General features: G+C 35.8%; 23 protein-coding genes. 3 read left to right on the top strand and 20 right to left on the bottom strand.

Annotated elements, in window-relative coordinates:
* Positions 1-120 precede the first annotated feature (120 nt).
* The 17 genes from dnaK to IGI37_RS07040 all read right to left on the bottom strand — a co-directional run bounded on the left by dnaK (position 121) and on the right by IGI37_RS07040 (position 17,737).
* On the bottom strand, positions 121-1,950 hold the full coding sequence (gene dnaK, locus IGI37_RS07120; protein ID WP_438760869.1) for a molecular chaperone DnaK: 1,830 nt from the start codon (positions 1,948-1,950) through the stop codon (positions 121-123).
* 42 nt (positions 1,951-1,992) lie between these two features.
* The gene (grpE, locus tag IGI37_RS07115; protein ID WP_438760867.1) at positions 1,993-2,544 is read right to left on the bottom strand and encodes a nucleotide exchange factor GrpE; all 552 of its coding nucleotides are present in this window, start codon (positions 2,542-2,544) and stop codon (positions 1,993-1,995) included.
* Positions 2,545-2,639: 95 nt separating this feature from the next.
* Positions 2,640-3,671 carry a heat-inducible transcriptional repressor HrcA gene (gene hrcA / locus IGI37_RS07110; protein WP_438763612.1) on the bottom strand — a complete coding sequence of 344 codons (1,032 nt, stop codon included), beginning with the start codon at positions 3,669-3,671 and terminating at the stop codon, positions 2,640-2,642.
* Between the two features lie 384 nt (positions 3,672-4,055).
* Positions 4,056-5,219, bottom strand: a complete 1,164-nt coding sequence (gene hemW, locus IGI37_RS07105; RefSeq protein WP_438763611.1) for a radical SAM family heme chaperone HemW — start codon at positions 5,217-5,219, stop codon at positions 4,056-4,058.
* Positions 5,220-5,354: 135 nt separating this feature from the next.
* Positions 5,355-6,083: a tyrosine-type recombinase/integrase gene (locus tag IGI37_RS07100; protein WP_438760865.1), complete on the bottom strand. Its 729-nt coding sequence runs from the start codon at positions 6,081-6,083 to the stop codon at positions 5,355-5,357.
* Positions 6,084-6,116: 33 nt separating this feature from the next.
* Positions 6,117-6,647, bottom strand: a complete 531-nt coding sequence (locus tag IGI37_RS07095) for a hypothetical protein (protein WP_438760863.1) — start codon at positions 6,645-6,647, stop codon at positions 6,117-6,119.
* A gap of 166 nt (positions 6,648-6,813) precedes the next feature.
* Positions 6,814-7,053 carry a hypothetical protein gene (locus IGI37_RS07090; RefSeq protein ID WP_438760861.1) on the bottom strand — a complete coding sequence of 80 codons (240 nt, stop codon included), beginning with the start codon at positions 7,051-7,053 and terminating at the stop codon, positions 6,814-6,816.
* A 169-nt stretch (positions 7,054-7,222) separates the two neighbouring features.
* Positions 7,223-7,522 (bottom strand): hypothetical protein, encoded by a 300-nt coding sequence (locus IGI37_RS07085; protein WP_438760859.1) that lies wholly within the window; start codon positions 7,520-7,522, stop codon positions 7,223-7,225.
* An 808-nt stretch (positions 7,523-8,330) separates the two neighbouring features.
* Positions 8,331-8,744, bottom strand: a complete 414-nt coding sequence (locus IGI37_RS07080) for a hypothetical protein (RefSeq protein ID WP_438760857.1) — start codon at positions 8,742-8,744, stop codon at positions 8,331-8,333.
* Between the two features lie 95 nt (positions 8,745-8,839).
* The gene (locus IGI37_RS07075; protein WP_438763609.1) at positions 8,840-11,212 is read right to left on the bottom strand and encodes a glycoside hydrolase domain-containing protein; all 2,373 of its coding nucleotides are present in this window, start codon (positions 11,210-11,212) and stop codon (positions 8,840-8,842) included.
* 112 nt (positions 11,213-11,324) lie between these two features.
* Positions 11,325-11,819 (bottom strand): hypothetical protein, encoded by a 495-nt coding sequence (locus tag IGI37_RS07070; RefSeq protein WP_438760855.1) that lies wholly within the window; start codon positions 11,817-11,819, stop codon positions 11,325-11,327.
* Between the two features lie 947 nt (positions 11,820-12,766).
* Positions 12,767-13,843 carry a helix-turn-helix domain-containing protein gene (locus IGI37_RS07065; RefSeq protein ID WP_438760853.1) on the bottom strand — a complete coding sequence of 359 codons (1,077 nt, stop codon included), beginning with the start codon at positions 13,841-13,843 and terminating at the stop codon, positions 12,767-12,769.
* Positions 13,844-14,165: 322 nt separating this feature from the next.
* Complete coding sequence (tnpA, locus tag IGI37_RS07060; RefSeq protein WP_438760851.1) at positions 14,166-14,621, bottom strand: IS200/IS605 family transposase; 456 nt, start codon at positions 14,619-14,621, stop codon at positions 14,166-14,168.
* Between the two features lie 229 nt (positions 14,622-14,850).
* On the bottom strand, positions 14,851-15,111 hold the full coding sequence (locus tag IGI37_RS07055) for a type II toxin-antitoxin system RelB/DinJ family antitoxin (RefSeq protein WP_438760849.1): 261 nt from the start codon (positions 15,109-15,111) through the stop codon (positions 14,851-14,853).
* Positions 15,112-15,791: 680 nt separating this feature from the next.
* Entirely contained in the window at positions 15,792-16,715 is a 924-nt protein-coding gene (locus IGI37_RS07050; protein ID WP_438760847.1) for an NAD-dependent epimerase/dehydratase family protein, read from the bottom strand.
* Positions 16,716-17,405 (bottom strand): type 1 glutamine amidotransferase domain-containing protein, encoded by a 690-nt coding sequence (locus IGI37_RS07045; protein WP_438760845.1) that lies wholly within the window; start codon positions 17,403-17,405, stop codon positions 16,716-16,718.
* A gap of 5 nt (positions 17,406-17,410) precedes the next feature.
* The gene (locus IGI37_RS07040; protein ID WP_438760843.1) at positions 17,411-17,737 is read right to left on the bottom strand and encodes an ArsR/SmtB family transcription factor; all 327 of its coding nucleotides are present in this window, start codon (positions 17,735-17,737) and stop codon (positions 17,411-17,413) included.
* A 308-nt stretch (positions 17,738-18,045) separates the two neighbouring features.
* Between IGI37_RS07040 and IGI37_RS07035 the strand changes: the two genes are divergently transcribed.
* On the top strand, positions 18,046-18,621 hold the full coding sequence (locus IGI37_RS07035) for a helix-turn-helix domain-containing protein (RefSeq protein ID WP_438760841.1): 576 nt from the start codon (positions 18,046-18,048) through the stop codon (positions 18,619-18,621).
* A gap of 349 nt (positions 18,622-18,970) precedes the next feature.
* Here the strand turns inward: IGI37_RS07035 and IGI37_RS07030 are convergent, their stop codons facing one another.
* From IGI37_RS07030 to IGI37_RS07020, 3 genes are all read right to left on the bottom strand, one after another.
* Positions 18,971-20,533, bottom strand: coding sequence for an ABC transporter permease subunit (locus IGI37_RS07030; RefSeq protein ID WP_438760839.1), 1,563 nt, complete (start codon positions 20,531-20,533; stop codon positions 18,971-18,973).
* Positions 20,530-21,399 carry an ABC transporter ATP-binding protein gene (locus tag IGI37_RS07025; protein ID WP_438760837.1) on the bottom strand — a complete coding sequence of 290 codons (870 nt, stop codon included), beginning with the start codon at positions 21,397-21,399 and terminating at the stop codon, positions 20,530-20,532. The genes IGI37_RS07030 and IGI37_RS07025 overlap by 4 nt, the downstream gene beginning before the upstream one ends.
* A 395-nt stretch (positions 21,400-21,794) precedes the next feature.
* The gene (locus IGI37_RS07020; RefSeq protein ID WP_438760836.1) at positions 21,795-23,357 is read right to left on the bottom strand and encodes an endonuclease MutS2; all 1,563 of its coding nucleotides are present in this window, start codon (positions 23,355-23,357) and stop codon (positions 21,795-21,797) included.
* A gap of 538 nt (positions 23,358-23,895) precedes the next feature.
* Between IGI37_RS07020 and IGI37_RS07015 the strand changes: the two genes are divergently transcribed.
* Both IGI37_RS07015 and IGI37_RS07010 read left to right on the top strand, forming a co-directional pair.
* The gene (locus IGI37_RS07015; protein WP_438760834.1) at positions 23,896-24,459 is read left to right on the top strand and encodes a Crp/Fnr family transcriptional regulator; all 564 of its coding nucleotides are present in this window, start codon (positions 23,896-23,898) and stop codon (positions 24,457-24,459) included.
* 63 nt (positions 24,460-24,522) lie between these two features.
* Positions 24,523-25,110, top strand: coding sequence for an NAD(P)H-dependent oxidoreductase (locus IGI37_RS07010; protein ID WP_438760833.1), 588 nt, complete (start codon positions 24,523-24,525; stop codon positions 25,108-25,110).
* Positions 25,111-25,191 lie beyond the last annotated feature (81 nt).

The raw sequence follows: 25,191 nt of genomic DNA, 5'->3' as shown, positions 1-25,191 counted from the left end.
CATATCATAGTTTTCTAGAAAGCTGAATACTTTCATCAAGGAATTTATGAGAACAAGCTATACTTCTCAAAAGAAAAAGCCAAAGAGTGACTTTGGCTTTTCTCTAATCAGAATGATGAATTATTTATCGTCACCGTCTACTTCTTCAAAATCAGCATCGACTACATCATCTGCTCCGCCTTGTGCAGCTTCAGGGTTTTCTTGTGCTTGTTGTTGAGCGGCTTGTTCATACAATTTCACAGTAAGATTTTGTACGATTTCATTTAATGCATCACGTTTTGTTTTCATTTCTTCGATGTTATTCGCTTCAACAGCTGCTTTTAATTCATCGCGAGCGTCTTCTGCTTTTTTCACTTCGTCAGCATCAACTTTGCCTTCAAGGTCTTTTAATGTTTTATCAACAGTGAATAATAAAGCATCTACATCATTACGTAAGTCAACTTCTTCTTTACGTGCTTTATCCGCTTCAGCATTCGCTTCAGCATCTTTCACCATACGTTCGATTTCTTCATCAGATAAACCTGAAGAGGATTTAATTGTAATTTTTTGTTCTTTTTGAGTACCTAAGTCTTTTGCAGATACATTAACAATCCCATTTTTGTCGATATCAAATGTTACTTCGATTTGTGGAACACCACGTGGCGCGGCTGGAATATCTGTTAATTGGAAACGTCCTAATGTTTTGTTATCTGTAGCCATCGGACGTTCACCTTGTAATACGTGAATATCTACAGCTGGTTGATTATCTGCTGCTGTTGAGAAGACTTGAGACTTACTTGTTGGAATCGTTGTATTACGGTCAATTAATTTCGTGAATACACTACCCATTGTTTCAATCCCTAGTGATAAAGGTGTGACATCAAGCAATACGACATCTTTAACATCACCAGTGATTACGCCACCTTGAACGGCAGCTCCCATTGCTACTACTTCATCTGGATTCACTGATTTATTCGGTTCTTTTCCTGTTTCTTTACGAACTGCTTCAACCACAGCTGGAATACGAGTTGATCCACCGACTAAGATTACTTCATCGATTTCAGATTGTGATAATCCAGCATCTTTTAATGCTTGGCGTACGGGTTGTTTTGTACGTTCAACTAAGTCTTGAGTTAATTCGTCAAATTTCGCACGAGTTAATGTCAACTCTAAGTGTAATGGTCCAGCTTCGCCCGCAGTAATAAACGGTAAGCTGATTTGAGTACTTGTTACACCTGATAAATCTTTTTTCGCTTTTTCAGCAGCATCTTTCAAACGTTGAACCGCCATTTTATCATTTGATAAATCCACACCGTTTTCTTTTTTGAATTCAGCAACCATGTGGTCAATAATTTTGTTATCAAAATCATCCCCACCAAGATCGTTATCTCCAGCAGTTGATAACACATCAAAGACACCATCACCTAATTCAAGGATAGATACGTCAAAAGTACCACCACCAAGGTCAAATACTAAGATTTTTTCATCTTTGTCTGTTTTATCCAAACCATAAGCCAACGCAGCAGCAGTTGGTTCATTGACAATACGTTCTACTTCCAGACCAGCGATTTTACCAGCGTCTTTTGTTGCTTGACGTTGTGCATCATTAAAGTAAGCTGGAACAGTAATAACCGCTTTTTCAACTTTATCGCCTAAATAATCTTCTGCAAAGCCTTTGATATATTGTAGAATCATTGCAGAAATTTCTTGAGGTGTATAAGATTTTCCATCCATTTCAACTTTGTAACCAGCTTCACCCATGTGACGTTTGATTGAGCTTACTGTATGTGGATTAGTCACTGCTTGACGTTTAGCTACTTCGCCAACTTGGATTTCACCGTTTTTAAATGAAACGACTGAAGGAGTTGTACGATTTCCTTCTGGGTTTGTAATAATTTTTGCTTCTCCACCTTCTAATACTGCTACAGCAGAGTTTGTTGTTCCTAAATCAATACCGATAATTTTACTCATGATAAAAGTCTCCTTAAACTGTTTTATTTTTTATATTAAGCACTATTGTGCAACGATAACCATTGATGGTCGTAAGATGCGATCATGTAATTTGTATCCTTTTTGAAGAACCTCAACAATTGTTTCTGGCTCAACACCTGCTTCTGTTGGAACTGTTTGAACCGCTTGATGTAAATTCGGATCAAAAATTTCGCCTTTTGCTGGAATTTCTTCAACGCCTTCGTCTTTTAAAGCAACACGTAAACTTTCAAGAACCATTTCCACGCCTTTTTTCAAACTAGCTCCTTGGTCATCACTAACCTCGGTTGCAAGCGCACGTTCCAGGTTATCAATCGCAGGTAATAGTTTTTTGGCTAAATCCTGTGAACGATATCTTTGTAGCTGCTCTCTTTCATTTTTGTTACGAGTACTCATATTTGCCATCTCAGCACGAGCGCGTAAGAACTTGTCTTCCATCTCAGATAATTCAACTTTTAATGAATCAATCTCCGAGACTTCAACGACTTCTTCAACTGATTCAGTAGATTCTACTTGTTCAGCTGACTCAGTTGTCACTTCGTCTTGAAGTTCTTCTTTTTTGTTGGTTTCTTTCAAAATACTGACTTCCCTTCTTCACAGATTCCTCGATTTTCATCAAGTTACTCATTCTATATTCAAGGAATATTTTCCTTTATAGCATATCTACTGATTTATTCTAATGAACGATAATACTCAGCAAGCTTACTACCTAGCTCATTTCTAAAGGTATCCACCAAACCAAACATTCTTGAATACGGCATACTAGCCGGTCCAAGTAGCGCAATCGTTCCACGTCCATGGTTTTCAATCTCATAAGTTGCTTGAATCATGCTCATATTCTGCAACAACTCATTTCCCATCTCAGAGCCAATCCGAATTTGAATAGAGCCATTTATAGGTGCTAGCAATTGTGTTAGCCCGTCAGAATCTTTCATAAATGAAACCATCGACTTAAACTGATTCAAATCCTGTTGTGGTTCAAAATTAAGGACGTTCATCTTGCCGCTAACATAAATTTTTTCCTCAAAGGTTTGACCAAATACTGAATCAAATAAGTCTAAAATCCCCTCTGTTGTTTGAAAATATTTATGCAAAATCATCGGAATTTCTGTTCGTAGTTTTTGATAAACCGTTAGAAGTGGCTGCCCAACTAATTTATCATTGATGATTTGTACCATTTTTTCCAAATCAGGACTACTGATAGCTGTTGGAATCGTGAAAACTTGACTCTCAACATTCCCTTTATCCGTGACAATAATCGCAATAATTTGGCGATCATTTAGTGGAACTATTCGAAAACCAGTCAATCTTCTTTCTTTAATCTCAGGTCCTAATGAAAAAGCCGTATAACTTGTTAGACTAGAAAGTATCTCAGCAGACTGCCGGATAATTTCATTAATTTCATGAAACTCCTGGCCAAATGATTGATGGATTACTTGCATATCATCATTATTTACACGAGTAGGCTTCAGCAAATGGTCAACATAATAACGGTAGCCGGCCATCGATGGAATCCGCCCAGAAGATGAATGTGTTTTTAATAGTAACCCGACATCCTCTAAACTCTTCATCTCATTTCTAATGGTTGCAGAGCTAGCTTGGATACCGTCTTCCATTAACTTTTTTGACCCAACTGGACTGCCATTGCTAGTATAATTTTGGATGATTAGACGCAATATATTATTTTGTCGTTGTGTTAACATCACTTCATCACCTCTCATTAGCACTCCTAGTTGTTAAGTGCTAACACAATTAATAATATAGCAAGTCTTTTAAAATCTGTCAAGAATAAATACATATTTTTTAGCACTCTGATCAACAGAGTGCTAATTTGATTTTTCTTCTCAAAAATAGTTTGCTCTACTTGTTACTGAAAACATTAATTATTTCTCGATTTGCTTAAATAAAATCCTTCTTAGATAATGAATAAATGTTCTCGAAACCCTTATAAATAAAGCTTTTTTATTCATGAATTTCTAATATTTTATATACTACTGCAATAAAAATTCTATGCCACAACAAACAAGAAGTCCCACAAACTCGCTGGAACTTCTTGTTTAAGATTTTCTTAAACGAGATAAGTCGTCCTAACTCAATAAAAATTTTTCAAACACTTGATTGCCGATGAATAATCCTTTTTTTGTTAGTTTAACAAATCCGTTTTCTTCTATTATAAGGTTGTCATCTTGGAGTTCTTTAAGTACCTTACCATAGACACTCTGTAACTCTATCTGATATTTCTTATAAAAGACTTCTGTAGACACGCCTACTTTTTTTCGCAAGCCTAAAAACATTTCTTCTTCCATCTGATTCTTTTGGGATAATTCCTCTGTTTCAACAACTGGAAGTTCACCTATTTCTAAAGGGTTTAAATAATGCTTGATTGGCCCATGATTTTTATAACGCGTTTGACCTAAATAACCACTCGCACCAGCCCCAATTCCGTAATATTGTTCATTATTCCAATAAATTAAATTATGCTGGCTTTCTTTTTCTGGTAAAGCAAAATTACTCACTTCATATTGATGCCGTCCCGCCAATTCCATCGCTTCAATCGTTTCCTCGAACATTTGACTCTCTGTCTCTTGATCTGGTAGCTCCAATCGCCCTTGTCTCACCCAATTCATAAACATGGTTTTATTCTCCAAAATCAATGAATACAAAGAATAATGAGGCAAATCAAGCGCCAACGCACGCGTCAATGTATCACGAAAGCTTTCAAGCGTTTGCCCAGGCAGCGCATAAATTAAGTCAATACTGACATTCTGAAAATCTTCCTTTTCTAGAAAATTCATTGTCTGATACACATCTTCAGCGGTATGCTTTCGACCAATTTTCTTAAGTAACTGATTATCAAATGTTTGAACGCCCATTGATAAGCGGTTTACACCATAATTTTTCATCACCTGTAACTTTTCTTGCGTCAAGTCACCAGGGTTCGCTTCCACCGTAAATTCGTTAGATTCATCAAACGGCAATCGTTCGCGAACACCTTTTAATAGATAATCCAACTGTTTTACCGATAAAGAAGTCGGTGTCCCCCCTCCAATATAGATAGTTTTGGTATCCTGACTTGGATAATTCTTTTTTAGCAGTTCAATCTCAAGAAGCATCTTCTCAATATAAGTATCTACAGGTTGGCCTTCAATAAAGACCTTATTAAAATCACAGTAATAGCAGATATGCTCACAAAATGGAATGTGTATGTAAGCTGAGATCTTGCTGCTACTGGTTTTCGTTTCATTTTCCATCATTAATTAAATCCTCCAAAATAGAGAGTTGTGCCACTTTTTCCAATAACTATTTACACGCATGTACAATTATTTTAGAAATTCCATGAAGAAATCTCTGATAAAACTTTTCCTTTTGCATCTTTTGTTACTTGATTATATATCTGAATGACCGACTCGTTCCATGATTGCTTTTATTGGAAGGCCTGCTTCCGCTAATAAGGAAATGTGAGTGTATCTGAAAGTATGAGTTGTGACATGCTTTTTAAAATTAGGATACTTTCTTGTTAAAATATCCTTCACACAAGTCACTGGCTTGGTGTTATTACAATGTCCATTCATAAATTCATTAAATGAATGATAAACAACTGGATTACCATTTTGAGTTTGAAAAATATAGTCTGTTTCATGATAATTCTTAGAATCGGGAAAGTTCTTCTCGTATTCTTTCCCATTATCACTTCTAATATATTTCCAAGCCAACTCTCCACGTCTACGTTTTCTCATTTCATCAAGCCGATTATGCTTGACTCGTAAGCGATTGATAATAATTTCCATCGAGCAGGTATCTAAATCAATTTTACGATAACTGGCAATCGTTTTCGATGCATTTATTTGATAATCTTTCAATGCCCGTCCACCAGCTATCAATCCTTGCTTTACAGTAAGTTGCGAATTGATAAAATCAATTTCATCACCAGTTAAAGCGCCAACCTCACTTATTCTCAAACCATTACGAATCATAAACTCAACTAAATCTAGATAGAGACACGCCATTTTATTCACCTTTTTATTGTCACGATATTTTTCAGCTATAGCCGATAATAGTATCTTAACTTCTGAATTATCTAAAAATTTTTTCTTTCTTCGCTCTCTTACTTTCATTGAGCGCTCTCTAGGAATTTTCATCTCGGCTTTTTAAAGATCGACTTCAACGACTTCATTTCTATACCCATAATAAGTAATTTGGCGTAATAAAGAGCGTATCTTTTCTGAAGTTGCTTTTTCCAAAGGCTTTTTTGACCGTTTTCCTTTTAGAGATAAGATTTTTGCCCATACAGATTCTACATAAATAACCTTCATTTTTGATAAAACCATCTCTCGTGAAAAGAATGGGATCAAATAGTTATTCAAAATTACAGTCTGACTATCTACCGTACTTGGTCTTACAGTGGGCATCCAAGCAGATAACCAAACATCTGTTAGGTCACCAAAAGTTTCAATACTGGTGGTTTCTGTTAACGGTTGTTCAAATAGTTCAATTTCGATTTGATTACGTAGGTATCTCAATGCTTGTCTCTCACTTTTTATGCTTTTCCGTTTCCAGCCCACTCCTTTTTTCTTTAACTTGTCAGTAATAGGATCACGATAAGATTGATAAGTCCGTATATTCCCATTTTTATCGCTTACCGTGTAATATCCTTTTAAACATTCTGTAGATAGTTTCATTTCTCTGTTCAACTCCTGTTATATCAATGTATGAACATAACGGAAAGCATTGCTTATGAGAAAAATGAACGTAAGAACAAACAGGTTTTACTTCATGCGTGAAGTGCTTCTTATGTCCACACTCATTTTAACATAATCCTTAATCAGATTATACTCGTTTAAACTGTTAGTAGCCCCTCTCACTAGCTTTCCATTTTAAAAATAGTAAGAACCCCTCTACATTAATCCAGACAAGCTTATGCGTAGGATTTACCACATATTGATGAAAGTTTTGGCTTTCGCTCATCTCCATTAACCATACATTTAAGATGTTTTTATTTAATCCTTCAAAATGTTTAATTAGACCATCTTTATTCGTCCATTCTCCTGTAAATTCTCCGACGATATTTAATGTAGAATTAGTCAATCCATGACCTCCTTTATTTTTGTCCAGCAATCATACTAAAAAGAAGAGAAGCAGAGAATTCTCTATCCTTGCTTCATTCTTCCCATTACTTCTTTGCTTCCAATAATTGGATTTTCTCCGCCTTATAATACATTACTGGTCCAACCATCGAGTGAACTAAATCAGTGAATCAGCAGCGGACACTATCTCTTTTCAAAATTTCCTCGTTCGTAATTGGACAGTCTATATTGTTTATAGTGATTTGAGTAGCTTTCTTTTTGAACTTTCCCTCTAGGATAGTCACTGAATATTTGTAGCCAACAATCGTAGTTGTATTGAATTTTCTAGGTTTCCCATCATTCCCTAAGACTGTTTTCCCGTATTCATCTAAGTGTTCCTCTGTCGAAAATTTTGGTAGGACTTCGTCTAACTCAAAAATAGAACCGATTTCATCAAAATTGAAATGATTCATACTTAACATTTTAGCCATAATTATCTATATCCTTTCATTTTTCTATATTCTTTAGTGTTTTTTCTAGTGGCTTCGTTGAACATTTCTGGCGACCCTCGCATGCGGAGATCAGTTAGTAGTTCGTTAAAAATATTTTCTGAGCTAACACTAGCCATGTATACTTCTCCAATCCGTTTTTTTCTTCATCAATCAGCTGTTTTAGTCAAAACATCATAGGCATTTCACCTCTCCCCAGTTTACGGCGAGCCTTACGGAAGTATCATTATGCTTCTTATGGATTGTGGCAGAGAGGAAACAACTCTCTCTTATTTCAAAAAGGAATCGCTCATGCGTTTAATAAGCCGTCTTGGCGCTCGTCGAAATGATGCTCCCCACAAGAAGAACGTGACTGATAGATGGTTATTCAATTTTTAAGGGACATAAACTCTAGAAAGAAAGCTATTTTCTGCCCTATAAGTAAATAGTATTCGGAACAATCCAATCACAACCTTAGAACCCTTTTCTTACTGAACTTTAATCATTGTGATTTTGCTTCCACCATTACTACGATTGCCACACCCTAAATTATCGAAAACAGGCGGGAAAAAGGACATTTTTATATTTTCTTAACCTTTCTAGGAGGTATACTAATAAATAGTTTTGGTGGTGAGCCAAAAACAACCACTTTTAGAAATTAATTCAAAAAAACGCAAAAAAGCATGAACTTTATTCGTCCATGCTTTGCCTTATATTAATCTATAAATGATGAGGAAATTTCATACAAATAGCGACTGAGCGTGTTAATACTAAATATATGAAAAAGAACGCTCATTTTAATAAAGCCTTCCTATTCATTTTCCCCAAAATTGCTGAATAATAAAACCACTAGACTTACCAACATCCCCAACCAAAAAAGGAACAGTGGCAAACTCATTGGCTTACCATATTCTCTGAAGCAATAGAATCCAGTTAACACAAGGAACACTGCTGAAATTATCGAACTAGACAAATGCTTTTTCAAAATTCCTCTTATCAAGGTTTGAAGTCCTGATACAATAAAGAAAAAAGGAATAATAAAAATATCCAACGCTGCAGTGAAAAAAAACACTTCCATTGATGGGTTATCTGAAATACCATAAAGAGTATAATTTTTCCAGAAAAGTAATCCTATAATCCACAAGATATATTTTGTCTTGAGCTTATCAGAAACCATAAATACTAGTGAAAGTACGAAGAATATTACAATCATAAAATAAACCACTTTAGGCTCTCCTTTTGTGTGTATGCTCAATTATACTCTCAACTAAAATAAAAAGATAAGCACATAGGAAGACTTACTATATACTTATCAAATTATTAATTTATTTCTTCTGTTGCTAAGTATAGGATTTTATCATGAAAAGCCTTACACAGTTCTTTTTTTGCTTCGATATCTTTGTCTGCGTCTAAATAGTCAGCCCCACCAAAATAACCTAGCAGTCCCACTCGAAAACTCCATAATACAAAATTTTCGGTCTGCGTTGTAAGAAGTGCTTCTTGGGCGCTTTTTAAAATATTTTTCTCAGTAGCTGCAAATCTTGTAGCTATAAAGTTAGTATATCTATAATTGTATAATTCTTCATTTCTCAAATAAGAATCTAAAAAAGAAAAGAGAGGTTGATTGTTCTTTAAAATTTGATAGGAAATATTCCATGCGTCGATATCAGCGATTAGGTCATTTCTTCCAAAATACCCCTCGCCTGCGTCAGCCACCCCACCTATCCAATCATAACCAAAATTGTAAACTGATTCGATGCTATCCTTATTATTCCAATAGTCAATTAATACAGTATCAAAATCTCCTAACCAGCCACAGCCATCACCTAGATTGGCTTTGTCATAGTCTGGTATACCATGAAACATATATCCAGCTATAGCAGCAAAGAAATGTTCTCCACCAATTGTCGTCCCACTCACAGGGTCTATATAGTCTAATACACGTTCGCCTTCTGGAATCGCATTATTAACTATTTTCACGAATTCCCAATCAATCGGACCAGCTACTCCCTCCCAAATTATATTTCCATAGGAGTTACTCCGGAAATAGTCAGCCACTAACTTTGCTTTTCCTGATACAGAAGCAGAAGGAAAGTAGTTATCTGCCTCTTTTTGCACTTTTCCTACAAAATCTAAGAACTTAGGTGAATGATTATTACTCTCTAGATAAGTAAAACCTTGGTCTTTATAGGAAATCGCAACTTGATCTATCCCAACTGCTCCATTCCCTGTTCCCATCGTAAACTCGATAAATTGATCAAATGCCCAATTTCGTGGCATAGAGAACCCTAAATTACCACTAAATCCTGTTGACATATCAGCAACAAATGAATTTTCTGCAAGCCCAAACTTGTAAATTTGGCTACAAACATTCCTCGTACCATAAACTCCAACACCATATCTATAATCTTTTAAACCTTGATTTACTCCTATAAAGTATTCCTTTACAGTTCCTTCAATATCATCTCCTAAAATATCAATATCTACTGCAAAGTAAATATTAACGCCTTTAGGTATTCCTAAATTTGTAGCAGTTGTCCCAGCCTTGATTCCATCTTGGTATCCTTGTAATCTATTAAAATATTCAATATAGTAACCGCCATCTTGATAGATAGGAAAAATATTGATATCTTCGCTAAACAACATATTACATTCAGCTTCTGTCAGAAATTTATCTCGTTCTTCACTTCCAGTACCAACAGTTCCAGTTAGATAACGCCCCACAAAGAACACCTTATTGTTAACCAATGTTTGGATTTGGTTATAAGATAACTGCGTTGACGTATCTACTCCGTCAGCAGATCGGTTTGTATCACCCGCACTAGACAGTAAACCTTTAATTACAGTCACATTAGCAATCTGGTTATAGGGTTTAAGAATCATGAACCTTCTAAAACTTTCAACTTTCCCACCAGCTTCTAGTGTGAATACAGTAGTGAAATCATCAGAATCATAGAAACCATTCACTAGTAACCCAAATTTCAAAATGGGAACAAAACTATTGTTATCTCCTACAGATAAAGTAGGGGTCAACCGAGTTGTTGTTTCCCCGTACGTTCCAGTTGCTTCATCAGGAGAAAGCCCTTCTTCTGCTTGTAATGCGTAAATCAAAGCTTGGTTTGTATTTCGTTGATAGATTCCATCACATGGCATAATCCCTGTATAAGAATAGTAATTCTCATTTAACCACTTTTGCATTGCCTGTATCTGAGCGTCTCCACCTGGTAATAAGGAAAATGCACTCATATCGAATAATGCCTTTGCCCACATTGAGCTAAAAGTAGCATTTGGGGATGAGAAGCCCGCCGCCGTTTTTAGTGATGATAATGCAGAAACATTATCCTGCGAATATTTGTTGTCAAACTTACCACTACCCATTCCTTTACATCGAAAACCTGCATCAATCAACTTAACAACATTACCATTGCTATACCCAACCACTAAATTAGGAGTAACTTTAGCTTCCCAAGCAGCGGATGTTCCCTCTCCAAAGTTATCTACCGGGTTATCTGTCACTCCTAATTCTAACTGTATCGCTCTTATAATACCGTATATAGTATCCCATCCAGTCTTTCCATTTTCATTTACAGAACCGTAGTTTGGATTCGTACCATAAGTCTTATTCAACCATTGTTGTACTTCTAATACCCATGGATCTCGTGCGGATGAGTCTTCGTTTACATTTCTCTTCATCAATTAATCGCCTCTGCCTCTCCATTTTAGATTATTCTAAATTTATTTATTGAAAAGCCACCCCAGTTAAGAGTGGCAATAGTGCTTTTAATATAAGAGTAAACTATCATCGTTATTGCGGACGTACATTATAAGTCTGTCCATTAACTGGATTATCTACAGCAAAATAAAAATACCCAGTGGTCTCAAGAGTATATGGCGAACCGCTTAACGGTAGGTTATAATATCCAACAATCGCACCTGGGTCAGGTCTATCAGTTATAAAGCAACCAAAACCACCTAATTTAAAAGTCAGTTTAGCTTTATTAGAATCACTTAACCCAAAAATATACCCTCCGTATCGCGTCCCTGAACCAGAGAAGCCATTAGATTGATATGACTCACCAAATCTTAACCACTTAAGCGATGTTGGCGGTGTCGTTCCTATGGGCTGAGCAGAAGATATAGACGATTCAATCACTTGACCGAATCTATCATAAATAGCAGTAGATTCGCTAACATTTTTTACAGGTCTTTCTTTTTCAACAGCTTGTGCAGTCATCCCAATAAACATCATTGCAGTAGAAAATACCAGTACACTTAATCCTGTGATAATTTTTGCTTTCATCTTTGTGCCTCCTTGTACATTACCAGCCACATCCGACTTTTCAAAAAGAATATTTGCTATTTTTTCACTAATTTTTACATTGGATTCACCTCCTAAAAATACAAATAATTTTGATAAAACAGTTTTGATTTTCTCAATTTTTCATATGTTAATTTCGTCAAATCTAACACAATACACATCAGAGTCTTTCCTGTCACCATGTAGCGTTCAAATTGAAAACATAATGATTTTTAGTTTGTCCAAATGTTATTATAGCTAGTGAATATTTTCTCAAATTACTTATTCATTGAATACAAATGAAATACCAAAAAATCCTTCCAATAAATAGTTAACGCTTACAAATCTATGATACTCTTATTTTATTAGAAGTGTAGATAATTTAAGTTATTTAATCTAAGTGAGTGCATATCTAATATGGATGAGAAAATTGTTAGAATTAATCTGATGGTCATTAGGTTATTGAGAAATAAAAAATTTGTCCATTATCGCTTCTTCTCCTACATTTAATTAAATTGTATTGTTCTTTTTTCGTTCATAGAGAACAATTTTTTCATTACTTTGAATCAAAGGAACTTAATCAAAACGATGGTCTGGTATCACAGTATTAATCAATTCAATCATTAACTCAAGTATCCAAGTGTCATTTTCTGATATAACAATATTTACGTGTATTCCTCCAATCTGCTTCTTTCTTCATCTATCAGCTGTTTCATACTTCATCTCTCCCGAGTTTATGATGAGCCTTACGGAAGTATCATTCCACTTCTTATGAATTGTGGTGAAGAGGCAACCTTTCCTATTTCAAAAAAGAATCGCCCATGCTTTTGATAAATTGTCTTGATGCTCGTTGAATGTTGTCCTCATAAGAAGAAATGACCTGATAGAAGGTGTAAAAAAAGAAGTTAGTTTTTAACTTCTCCTTATGCTTCTCTTATTTTTTTCTTAATTCACATGACGATACGATTTTGTGAATCATAGTTATCGACCAAGGAAGCTGCCTCCGTATATTCTGAATACATCGATAACTCTTCTTTATACATTTTAATTAATTCTTCCATATAGAGCTTACGTGCTTGAATTAATTCCCAATCATTTGCAGAGAGAGAAATTTCCGAAAAGAGGAAATGCTCATTTAATCCTAAAGGTCTATTGCTGAATTCCTGAATGAATTGCTTCATTTTTTCTGCTGCTTCTTGCTGTTTGTTCTCTTTTATTAAGTTATCTAATTCAAATAATTGGGAGGAAGGGGCAATTGTCTGAAACAATTCCTCCGTTTTCTTCAATAATTTTGAATAGATCTTTGTTTGCTTTTCATTTTCCATTTTCCCTTCTAAACATATTTGGATGGCTAGAAGGGAGTACAACTTATTCACTGTCTTAAATAAGTTCAATAAGGCAAGTGATGACGCCTTTTCATATTCACGTTTAAATTCAGATACAGTCAACCTCATAGAAAAAGTGTCATAGTTGTTTTCTGGTATTTTTTGAAGCAACTCTTCTAATTTCTCATATCGTTCCAAAGACATCAATATAGCCGCCCTACAGTAAAGAGAGTCCACTTGTATTTTCTGATTGTCTGAATCAAAAAGTGGTAAAAATCGATCAAATGCCAATTGTAAACGTGCTTGTATCTCTTGTTCATCCTTGAAAGGACAAAATATTCTGTATTCCCAAATTAGCTTTGCACAAATAAACTGTAATGGTTCTGATTGGGTATGCTCATTAAGGTAACTATCTGTCTTCGCTACCCCTTTATTGAATCCCTCTTCTTGGAAAGATGTTCTCAAATCTGTTTCTATTTCATTCATTTGCTCTTTTGACAAAACTAAATCGAATCCAAAAAGTTCATCTAATGAAACTCGAAATAATCTGGCAAGTAGAATAAGCAGTTCTGTGTCTGGGATGCTCATTCCGGTTTCCCATTTGCTAACAGCACCTGCTGAAACAGTTAACTTTTGCGCTAAATCATTTTGAGTTAATCCTTGGCGTTGTCTCAGACTTTTAATATTCTTTTGTATGTTCATCTTTGATCCCTCCGTATACAAAGTTTACCACAGTAAAATTACTACAAAAATGGAGGTAAAATCAACTTTTAAGAGTAAAACTATCCTGTCAGTATTGTCATTAGCAACGGTTAGGACAAAAACGTAAAGTCAAATTTTTTATTTACAACATTATCTAGCTTGGCCGGATAGGTTACACTTAACTGGACAGAAAAAATAAATGTATCCACCCGTGTGAACGGGTGGCTTTTTCATTGCCCTAGAAGGGCCTACTACCAGCGGCACTCTAAAGAGCGCTTTTTGTAAAGACCACCAACCACTTTCTCTCCCACGTTTATTTTATTTATTTCGAAAATGGATCCACGTATTCTCGCTTACTTATACTATCCCTAATTCGGTCATCTGCTTCTTGTTCTCTTATATATTTGGCTATTGTTTTTTGATTCAACCCTACTGTACTCACGTAGTATCCTTTTGACCAAAATCCTCTATTTCCATACTTATACTTCAAATTTGCATGTTGCTCATGTATCAACACGCCACTTCTTCCTTTCAAAAATCCCATGAAACTTGAGTCACTCATTTTCGGTGGAATTCTTACTAACATATGTATATGATCTGACATTGCATGTGCTTCTATTATTTCTACATCTTTCATTTCACATAGCTTTCGAAGAATTTTCCCAATATCTCTTCTCAACTGTCCATAGATTACCTTTCTCCTATATTTTGGAGTAAAAACAATGTGATACTTACAATTCCAGCGAGTATGTGCTAAACTTTTATCGTCATTAGACATAAAGAAACTCCTTTCGGGTTGAAATAGCGGTTGGTAGCCTCTATTTAGTATACCGAAAGGAGTTTCTTATCGCTAAAGCTACTTCATCCACGCGCAGTACGCGTGGTTTTTTTTGTTTCAATTCTTTAGAATTGAAACTGACTAAAGTCAATTATTTAAAACAATAGTATAAACTTATCTCGCACTTAGAATCTACAATTAGAAAATAGATTCAATAATCAAAATATCATCAATTTTCATCATTTAAATCTTCTGACACCCCGCCTACAGAAAAGACCTTAGTAGTCGTACCATGTAGCGCACTATATTGGGTAGGAAAATTCCCCATATGTTCTCTACTTGGAATAAATGGTAATTGCTGTTCACGAATACTTTGTTTTAGAAAGATTGTGATAGCCGTTGATAAATCCATCCCCAAATCTAAATATAACTCTTCTGCTTGCTCCTTCAATTCCTTATCAATTATCATGTTTAACCGCAATTCAGTCATTCAATCACTCCTTATTTAGTTTTAGTTTATCATGATGGGTGCACACTAGCAATAAATCAATAGAACAACACCTTAAAGATTTCGTGACTTTGATAATTTACTTTAATCTATTGAACAGGAATGCAAGATAACTCTTATGTAGTCTCTCGTGGGCTCCTATTTTAATAATCTTTTCATTAACCCAGATACCTCTATTATGAGCGTGGAGCTAGTTGACAAAATATTTAACAAAAAGTCCTAGCACAGTTAAGCTCAAAGGTGATAGAACTATTAAAAGTCGATTTCCCATTTTAGCGCAAGAATATGTCATTGAGCGAAACATCGCACACAGCTTGACAGGCTTTCAACTGAAAATAGAGTGTTCTTTTAACGTACAACTTACGGCTTTGATGTTGAGACTAACTAGCACCACGCGTCTACAAATGTCGAAAGAAATTCGTAAAAATGGTGTCAAAACTGATTCATAGTAAAACATATATATAAGGCAATATTAGTGAGGCTGCTGAAAAACCTATAAAATAACAAATTAGCGTTCCCGAGTGTTTTTAAATCCCAAAATCAAAATAAAATAATTCCAAAAAACACGGAATCACTGATTTATAAAAAAGAAAACCAATTTCCCAAGCCTGAAGCTACTTGGAGAATTGATTTTCTCTTTTTCTATTATAGTCCGAATAGGCTCACACTTTTTCGCTCAGCAACTGTGTTATTCCTTTTTCAAACGTAGTAACCTCAAAATTAGGGAAACGTTTTTTGAATTTATCCGAAATAAATTTATTGTCGACTTGATAGCGTGGCAAAAGCTCTTGCATCTCTTTTAAACGATGACTAAACAGACTTCCTACACGAAACTGCCACATTTTTATGACGGTATAGCTGAGTTCTTTTTGTAAAATGGTTTGCGTCAATTCTATGAGTTCGGAATAAGTTTTACTTTCATCACAAGGTAAATGCCAGGTCTGACCATACGCATCTTCAGTGTTCCCAAGTAAGGCCATCGCACGACTTGCATCTGGTGTCCAAATCAACGTTCGTACAGTGTTATCCGTCAAAGGAACTCGAAGCGTTTTTCCATTTTTGACATTATCAAAGAGCATCGTGTTTGTGAAGCTTTGCGTTCTGTCGGGTCCGTAAAACTCAGGAGCTCGACAAATCACTGCTTCTATCTCTTTAGTCGCTAGTTTATCCAATAACAATTGCGCTATTTTTGCCCGAGCAGATGCTTTTCTTCCCAGAGGTCGAAATGGGCTTTCTTCAGTTTGTGGCGTATTATCTTTTTGATACATATAGGTATTATCAAAAAAGACCAATTTACTTTTATTGCTAATGCAAGAAGTAATAACATTCTCCATCATGATAGGAAATTGTTCCTCCCACAGCGCCGAATCCATTGGTAAACCTGCCGTAAAATAAACAACATCACTACCGCTGATTGCTTGATTTGTCTCCTCAAAGTTAAGCAAATCAGCTGCAACAAACTGGTCACTTTCATGGATTTTTTTAGGTTTGCGACTGACTAAACGAATATCCGTTGTATAATTGTCATAAAGCTCTTTAGCCAAAACCTCACCAATTTGTCCTGTGCTGCCAAGAATCGTTTGCATCTAGATTTCCCCTCGTTTCAATTCAGTAATCAATAGTTTGGCAACTGAGCGCACAGAAAATGGATTTTGCCCTGTGATTATTCGTCCATCTTTTATCGCAAAATCCTTATAAAAGCGTTTTTTTCTAAACTTTGCACCATTTTGTTCAGCAATCTTCTGATTAAAAAATGGAACGACTGAATGTTTTCCGGCGATGATTTCTTCTGTTGTTGTAAATCCAATGACCTGTTTGTTTGTAATAAGATAATTGCCTTCATCGTCCTGACAGTTTAATAGACCAGCGATTCCGTGACAAACAGAAGTAATATAACCACCTTGTAAATAGATTTTTTTGGTGATGTTCTGCAATTCTGTATTATTCGGGAAGTCCCACATCACGCCATGACCACCAGTGTAGTAGATAGCAAAATAATCATTGACATCAATGTCTTGCGGACGTAACGTATTCGTCAATCCACGATAGATAAAATCGGGATCTTCATAAATTCGGATGACTGAATCATCCGAATATTTCATACTTCGCGGATCTAATGGTACAAACCCACCTAATGGACTCACAAAATCGTAAGCGATTCTGGCCTTTTTTAACTCATTTATAAATTCTGTGGCCTCACCTAACCATAATCCCGTTAATTCATCTGTTCCAAAATATTTGGTTACATTCGTTTCCACAATCAACACTTTTTTCAAACGAATCATCCTTCTTTCATAAACTTCGCAATTTCTGTTAGTAAGCTTTGTAATTTGTTGATTTCGCCCATTTCATGCGTCAAATAATAAAAATTTTTTGTCCCCTTACTCCGGAAATCGACAATTTTAGCCTGTTTTAAAACTTTCAAATGGTGGGATACAGCAGGTCTCGATAAGCCTGTCGTCTCCATCAAGTCTGGAACCTGCAATCCTGAACAATCTTTTTTCTCCATTAATCGAAGGATAATCTGTTGTCTTTTCTCATCCCCTAAACAAACCAAAAAGGGACTTAAATCTGCAAACTGGTTTCTCAATTCATTCATCGTCTCCATATAGAACCTCCAATCTATATCCTTTTCATTTTTGATTATTTACAATCTTTTTGTTCATCTGTTTAGTCTGTTAAACCAATGAAGCGGAATTTTGTCACCCCTCATGATTGGTAAAATAAATTCGATCCCCCTGACTTGATTTAGGAAAATTATTTTTCAGTTGTTTAACCCTTCGTTTACGAGTATGATTCATGTGTATAGTCTCATAAAATCGGGAAGCAAGAATCGCTTGCGTTGCTGTAAAGTCAGGCTTGCTAGATGCTTACCCTTCTCTGGTATACAGTAGTTATAGAAAGGAGATAGAATCAATGTTCTCAGAAATACTAAAAAACAGAAGAACAGAATTAGGCTTAACACAAGAAGAGCTCGCAGATAAATTATTTGTTTCAAGGCAGACGGTTTCTAATTGGGAGAATGGAAAAAACTATCCGGATATTCCAACTTTAATCGCTATAAGTGAACATTATTCTCTATCCCTCGACTATCTGTTAAAAGGAGATGTGCGATTTATGAAAAAAATAGAAGACGATTATAGGCTCATCAAACAAAAAAAGACAGAACGAATAGCGAGTATTATCACAGCTAGTTCTATTCTATTAATCATTTTCATTTGTTTGATACAATTATTCTTACAGTCTCGAGTCAATGATAATATTATGGGCTTACTTGTTATCGCTATCTGTCTTCCATTAGCAGTTTCTAGTTATATTCTCTATAAATCTTTCTATAAAAAAGATGAGGGGACACCTCAACCGCTCTTTGTTCCGAAAGCATACGGGATTGGGATAACTGTTAACCCCAATCATCCTGCTGGTAAACTAATTTGGTTTTTATTGGGACTTATGCTTTTGGGTTTGTTTATCCATGCGTTACTAACCATTTAACCAGTATTATACTAGGTTCATGAAAATGAACTACTGCACAATATTGTTGAAGTGGAGACTCTTTTTCTTATTTCAATTCAACTATCCTTCGTTTTTCAATTGACTACAGCTGATTCTCACAGTTCATTTAAGTATCGGATCGGTGTTATGTTCTTTTTATCATGTAATGTTGTCAAATATTTAAGCAAACAAACGGTTCAAAATCAAAAACTTACCATTCATCCATATGTAGCGACCTATAAAACTTTACTTACATAGGTCGCTACGTTTTTTACTGGCTATATTTTTGACAACTTCAATACGATTCTCCACATTTACTGAAAAATTTTATTTACCGACTTCTTTTTCATCATGACAGACGTTTTCTTTCTAAAAGAATCAAAATTAACGCAACTAAACCAACAGAAAAGTACCCCACCCCCATAAATAATGCCTTTTGACTAACCATGGGCAGAAATCCACCTGGCGCATTCAATAAAACATACGCATACACCAGTAGAATTATTTCAAAAAATCTGGCCTGTTGAGTAAGACTGCCTAAAAAGAACGCCAGAGAAATCACACAGAAAAATAAGGCCACGACCATAAATGCTGGAACGATACCAACATGTATGATTATTCGACAGCAGATTGGCATTAACATCAAAACAAAGAGGAAGCCGATTGTTGATAAACTCGAGATTGCTTGACGTATCGGTGCTTTAGGGATCGTTCGAAGTAGATCCAGAACCTGTGTTTGTTTCTCATAACTTCCTAAATTACTCAACGGAAACATTCCCCAAATAAGAAGAACTGGTGGTATAAAACGTATCATCAACTCAAAATCTATAAACCAACAAATAACCCACAAGGCTAGTCCCGTTACACCAAAAATCCAGCTCGTTTCTTTTAACAATCGTAAGAATTCAACTTTTATCATGCCTAAATAATGGAATTTTTGCGAAGAGACTGGTGCCCAGCTTAATCCTGTGACTGGAAGATTCTTCTGTCTTCTTTTACTGTCTGCTTGCGCTTTTTGTTCGATAACTAGAGGTTTTCGTTCTAAGAATAGTGAAGCCAGGATAACTAAAGCAATCGATAGTATGACTACTAAAATGAGCGTTGTAAATGTCGAAAAATTCGGAACTAGCCCGTTAAAAATAAGTTCTGCTGTCCCGTGACCTAGTGCATATTGGCCACTACTAAAAAAAGTCATACCACCTAATTCTTTTCCTGTCGCCGTAAGCGCAGCAGCATCTGCCCCTTTAAAAATTAAATTTGTCCCCGCAAAATCAGGAACAAAACTATTTCCTCTCGCTTGCATAGCAGAACTACTACTTATAAGATTGGCCAGCCATAGAACAAAAAAACTAATCGTTACCAAGGTATTGGACCGATTTGTGCGAAAAAACTTTACCGTTTCGAATACTAAAGAAAGGGCTGCCACAAATAATTGCGCTGGAAATATGGCTAAAAAAGGTGAGAGGAAAGCCCACAATGAAATCGATTCCCCTGGATAATGAAGAGACATAGCCAGAAACGACGTCGCCATCAAGACCAACAAATTGATTGATAACAAAAGAATTGAGGCCAGCCATTTGCCAAAAACATACGAAAAACGTCCCAATCCATTTGCCAGAAGCATCGCCATTGTTCCTGTTTCCCTATCCAGGCCAATCATGCCCTGCACATAACCAAATGAAGCCAAAGGGAGTAACAAACCTAGAATTAAAGCGGTCACTGTTGGCACCCATGTAGCATTCCCCGCTTGCTGATAAACGTCCGGATCAATCGTTACCACTCGAATCCCATGTAAAGTTGTGGTTGGAAGGATAAAAAATGTTGCAAGAACGATTACGGCTAGAAACATCACAAACGAAAACCGTTGTGTCCGTTCTTTAAAGCTTAACCATGCAATCGTTAGAACATTCATGACTCAACGCCACCTTTCAGCAAAGCTAAACAGGCATCCTCTAAAGTTGCCATCACATGAACTGCATCCTTGTTTGGCACTTCCATGCTCACCTCTCGAACACGAAGTCCGTTTGTTGTTTGAACGAGATTACTAACAATCGTTGTCTCATCCGGCATCGTCCCGTCCGAATTGACATATTCCCAGACATGATTGGTGACTTTTGTAATTAATTCTTTAGGCGTACCATCAAAAGTCAGTGTGCCATCTCTTAAAAGTAAAATTTGACTCGCCACGGCCTCTATATCCGAAACGATATGTGTACTCAATAAGACAATTCTCTCTTCACTTAACTCACTCAGTAAGTTGCGTAGCGTAATTCGTTCTTCCGGATCTAATCCCGTCGTCGGCTCATCAATAATTAGAATCATTGGATCGCCTAATAAGGTTGCCGCAAGCCCCACGCGTTGTCTCATACCACCAGAAAAAGTGGCCAACTTTCGATTGCCCACTTCTGATAAATGAAATTGTTCCAAAAGTGCCGCAATTTGCTTTTTGGCTTCTTTTGTATTTATTCCTTTTGCTGCGGCCATATAAAGCAAAAATTCATTAGCAGAGAGCCCTGGATAGGTCGGCACATTTTGTGGCAAATAGCCAAGAATTTTCCTCATTCTATCTGGTTTCTTGACAATATCCTCCCCATCTAACAAAATAATTCCTTCTGTGGGCTTCGATAAAGTCGCCAATAGTTTCATTAGCGTACTTTTCCCCGCACCATTTGAACCAACTAAGCCAATTAAATTTCCTGACTTCAGTGTCAAATTTATTTCTTTTAACGCCTGATGTTGACTAAAGACCATCGAAATATTCTCGCACGTTACTTCCATCTGAATGACCCGCTTTCTTTTTTTATTCAATCTATTGCCAGTATAAAGCGAGTCATCCTTCCAGTCATCCAACTTAAGGTGTAGATTGGGGGACTCAAAATTATATTTAATGTATATTTAATAAAATGAATAATTTTCTTATTGAAAGACTCATTTATCTCAACGGTGTCCCTTCTCTGCGGTCATTTTTCTGGATGCTAGGTGCGTGGAAACCTTTCTCGCTCTTTACTTCTAAAAAATTCTTTTCCTCATTTTTCTAAAGGAAAGTTTGATGAGAACAAGTACGCTCATCAAACTTCCAAATCTTTGGTTTACCTAATTTTACTGAGTATTGAGTCATTTATCTTTTAGCGAACGCTCGCTAATTTTTCTACCCTTAACTTTAGGCGAGCGCCTTATTCATTTTCGACTCCGACAGATACCGTCGAAAAGTTTTTCATATACATCGTTGCACGCGTTAAAAGCTCTTCATCTATGTTCATCTTACGAGCAATCCAGAAACCATTGCTTGCGCCAACCTCATTCATCAGTAATTGGTAGCGTGGTTGTAAAGTTTCTCTATCAAATGACATTGCCGCTGTTAAAAATTTAGGCTCCTTAACCGCAAATTCTTTTATTTCTCCATAATGAGTAGAAGCGAATACTAGAGCACCTCTTTCGACTAAATTCTCTAGCATAGCAATAGCCAAAGCAGCACCCTCACTCGGTTCTGTTCCACTACCAATTTCATCTACCAAAACTAACGTCTGTTCATTGGCTGTCTCTAAAATAGCCCTCATATTCTTCATATGTCCAGAGAAGGTACTTAATGCGTTATCAAAATCTTGATAGTCACCAATGTCTACTAAAATATGATCGAATAGACTAATTTGACTTTCTTTATCTGCTGGGATAAATAAACCCATCATTGTCATCAACGTTAGTAACCCGACTGTCTTAAGGACCACAGTTTTCCCACCTGAATTTGAGCCTGTAATCACTAAACCACGTTCAGATTTACCTAATTGAATCGTTAGTGGTACCGCTGCTTCACCTAATAATGGATGTTTTGCTTCTATCAAATGAACAATCCCTTGTTTATTTATAGACACTTTTTTCCCCTGTATTTCATAGCTATATTTAGCTTTTGCAAGAATCATTTCTAAAGTAAAGACAATTTGTATCGTTTCTTTCAGAGCATCCAATTCCGTAGCAATTTTTTCAGTTAGATTGGCTAAAATCTCGAAGACAATTGCAGATTCTTCCGCTTGCGCCATTTGAAGTTTCTGACTTAGTTCTCGTGTTGCCTCAATCTGTACATAAGCAGTTGCTCCTTTGCCCGATTCTGAAACGACTCTTCCTTTAATACTATTTTTAAAGGCACTCTTAACTGGCACTGTTAAACTATTCTCTCTTTCAACAATCATAAATTCTTGAATTTTCGATTGATTGGATGGATGTGTAATAAATTTATTTAATCGTTCACGAATATCAGCGTCATATCGTGTTATATTTTGACGTGCTTTTTTTAACTCTCGTGAGGCCTCTGATTTTACCTGATTCTGTTTAATAGAAGTATTTATCGTTTCTTCAATACTTCGAAAGCTTTGTAAATTCGAAGCATATCCCGCTAACGTTGGGACTAATTGTTGGTTTCTATCAAAAAATTCTCTTAGTTTTCTAATCGTTCTTAAAAATTCGGACATCTCTAACAGCTCTTTTGGCTCTAACACATAACCGTCTTCAATTGTATCAAATAAACGATCAATTGCTTCACTTGCCATAAAAGGAACACTTTGTTTATTCTCTAATAACCGAATTCCTTCACCGGTTTCTTTCTGAAAACGTCGAACTTCTTCTAAATTTTTAGATGGTTGAAAGTCAATAATTCTTTCTCTTACAGTTTTACTTGTCGCAAACTGACTCACCTGTTCTTTGATTTCTCTCAATTGTGTTTGCTCTATTGCTTGATTTTCCATTTTTATTCTCTCTTTCTGATAAAGAGACACCTGCTTTAACAAATCAACTCAAAATAAAAAGAGCCTAGAAAATTAGTAAAATTTCCCAAGCTCTTAATTTAACTTCTGGATTATCCCCAAATAAATCATTCTATGATTCCGAAAAAAACGAATTTTTCTCCGTCAGAACTACTATTTGTGCCTATAATATAACAGATATCTCAAACTAAAAATATTGGGTACAACAAATAAGATTACGTTTAGTAAGACTATTCGTTGATTTAATTTCGTTTGTTTAGATATCTCTTGCACTCAAAAAGTTCACTCATTTCATTAGTAGTTGATTTGTTGCACAAATAATAACAAAGAAAAATTAATAAGTCAAATTCAAAATTATGCCCCTAGTCCAAAACCTGTGCCCTGCTCACTATCATACTGTCACAAGAATTCCCCTGTAGAAATTTTTTATTTTTAACTACCAGTTATGTTACACTTAGCCAATAAATGATTATACATGATTGTAAAAGTTAGAAAATTAGTAAAGGAAGATGTTTTCAAAATGAAGCCATATTATTTTAAAAAGATGCCAATATTAGAAGAAAATTGGTCAAAAATTAAACACCTATTTACTCGAAAAGAGGTCCCAAGTAAAACCATACTACTTTCTGAAGGCGAAGTCGCCACCCATCTTTATTTTATTGATAGCGGAGCCTTAAGACTTTGGAACAATGATGAGGGCCGTGATATTACCGTTCAGTTTTTCTTTGAAAATCAAATGGTTGCTTCTTTTGAAAGTTGGTATCAACAAAAACCGAGTATTTTTTCGATTGAGAGTATTGAGGATACTACAGTAACCGCATTAAGCATGACGGATTTTAATCAATTAATTGATCAATTTCCAGAAATTAATACGTACCTCACCAAATTAATCAGTGAGCGTTTTGTCAGTTATACCAATTATTTTTTGGCACGTATCAAAGACTCTCCCGAAAAGAGGTATCTAAATTTAGTAGCAAATGAACCAGAAATAATTGACCGAGTTCCCCACCACTATATTGCTTCCTATCTAGGAATTACGCCCGTGTCTCTCAGTCGAATTAGAGGGCGGATGAAATTAACATAAGATAATGCGTCAGTTATTTTCACCAGTTAGACTGTGGATACAAACTAATTGGAGGAATGAATTATGAATACTGTTATTGTCTACAACCATCCCTATAACGGCAGCTTCTGTCATGCATTACTAGAAGCCGTAATAAACGGAGCTAAAAAAGCGGGTCACACAGTAGATCTCTTAGACTTAGATAAGGATAAATTTAATCCGGTGATGACGGGGCAAGACCTGCTTGCCTTTAGAAATCATGAAGCTATTGATTTACAAGCACTTGACTATATTCAAAGAATCAAACAAGCGGACCACCTAGTCTTTATCTTCCCTATTTGGTGGGAATTGATGCCAGCTATGATGAAAGGCTTCATTGATAAAGTCATCTTTCCAGGCGCTACATTCACCTATACCAAATCAGGTTATGGTATGATTGGTTCTTTAACCAAGTTAAAATCCACGACGGTCATTACCACGATGAATACGCCAAAAATCATGTACAAATTGGTTTATGGAAACGCGATAAAAAAAGCCCTTATAAAGGGAACACTAAAAAAATCAGGAATAAAAAATGTGAGATGGTGTAGTTTTAATATGGTTAAAGCTAGCTCTGATACCACTAGAAAAAAATGGCTGATTAAAGTTGAAAAAATGTTCTCTCAGGAATAACCGAAAAGAGACAGATTTGAGGAGATGTTTTTTTCTCTCAAATCTGTCTCTTCCCTTCACACTCGTGTCCTGTCTCAAAAA

It is taken from the genome of Enterococcus sp. AZ194 (assembly GCF_051713825.1).
In the GTDB taxonomy this organism is placed as follows: domain Bacteria; phylum Bacillota; class Bacilli; order Lactobacillales; family Enterococcaceae; genus Enterococcus_K.
This window is presented reverse-complemented; position numbering and strand designations above follow the sequence as displayed.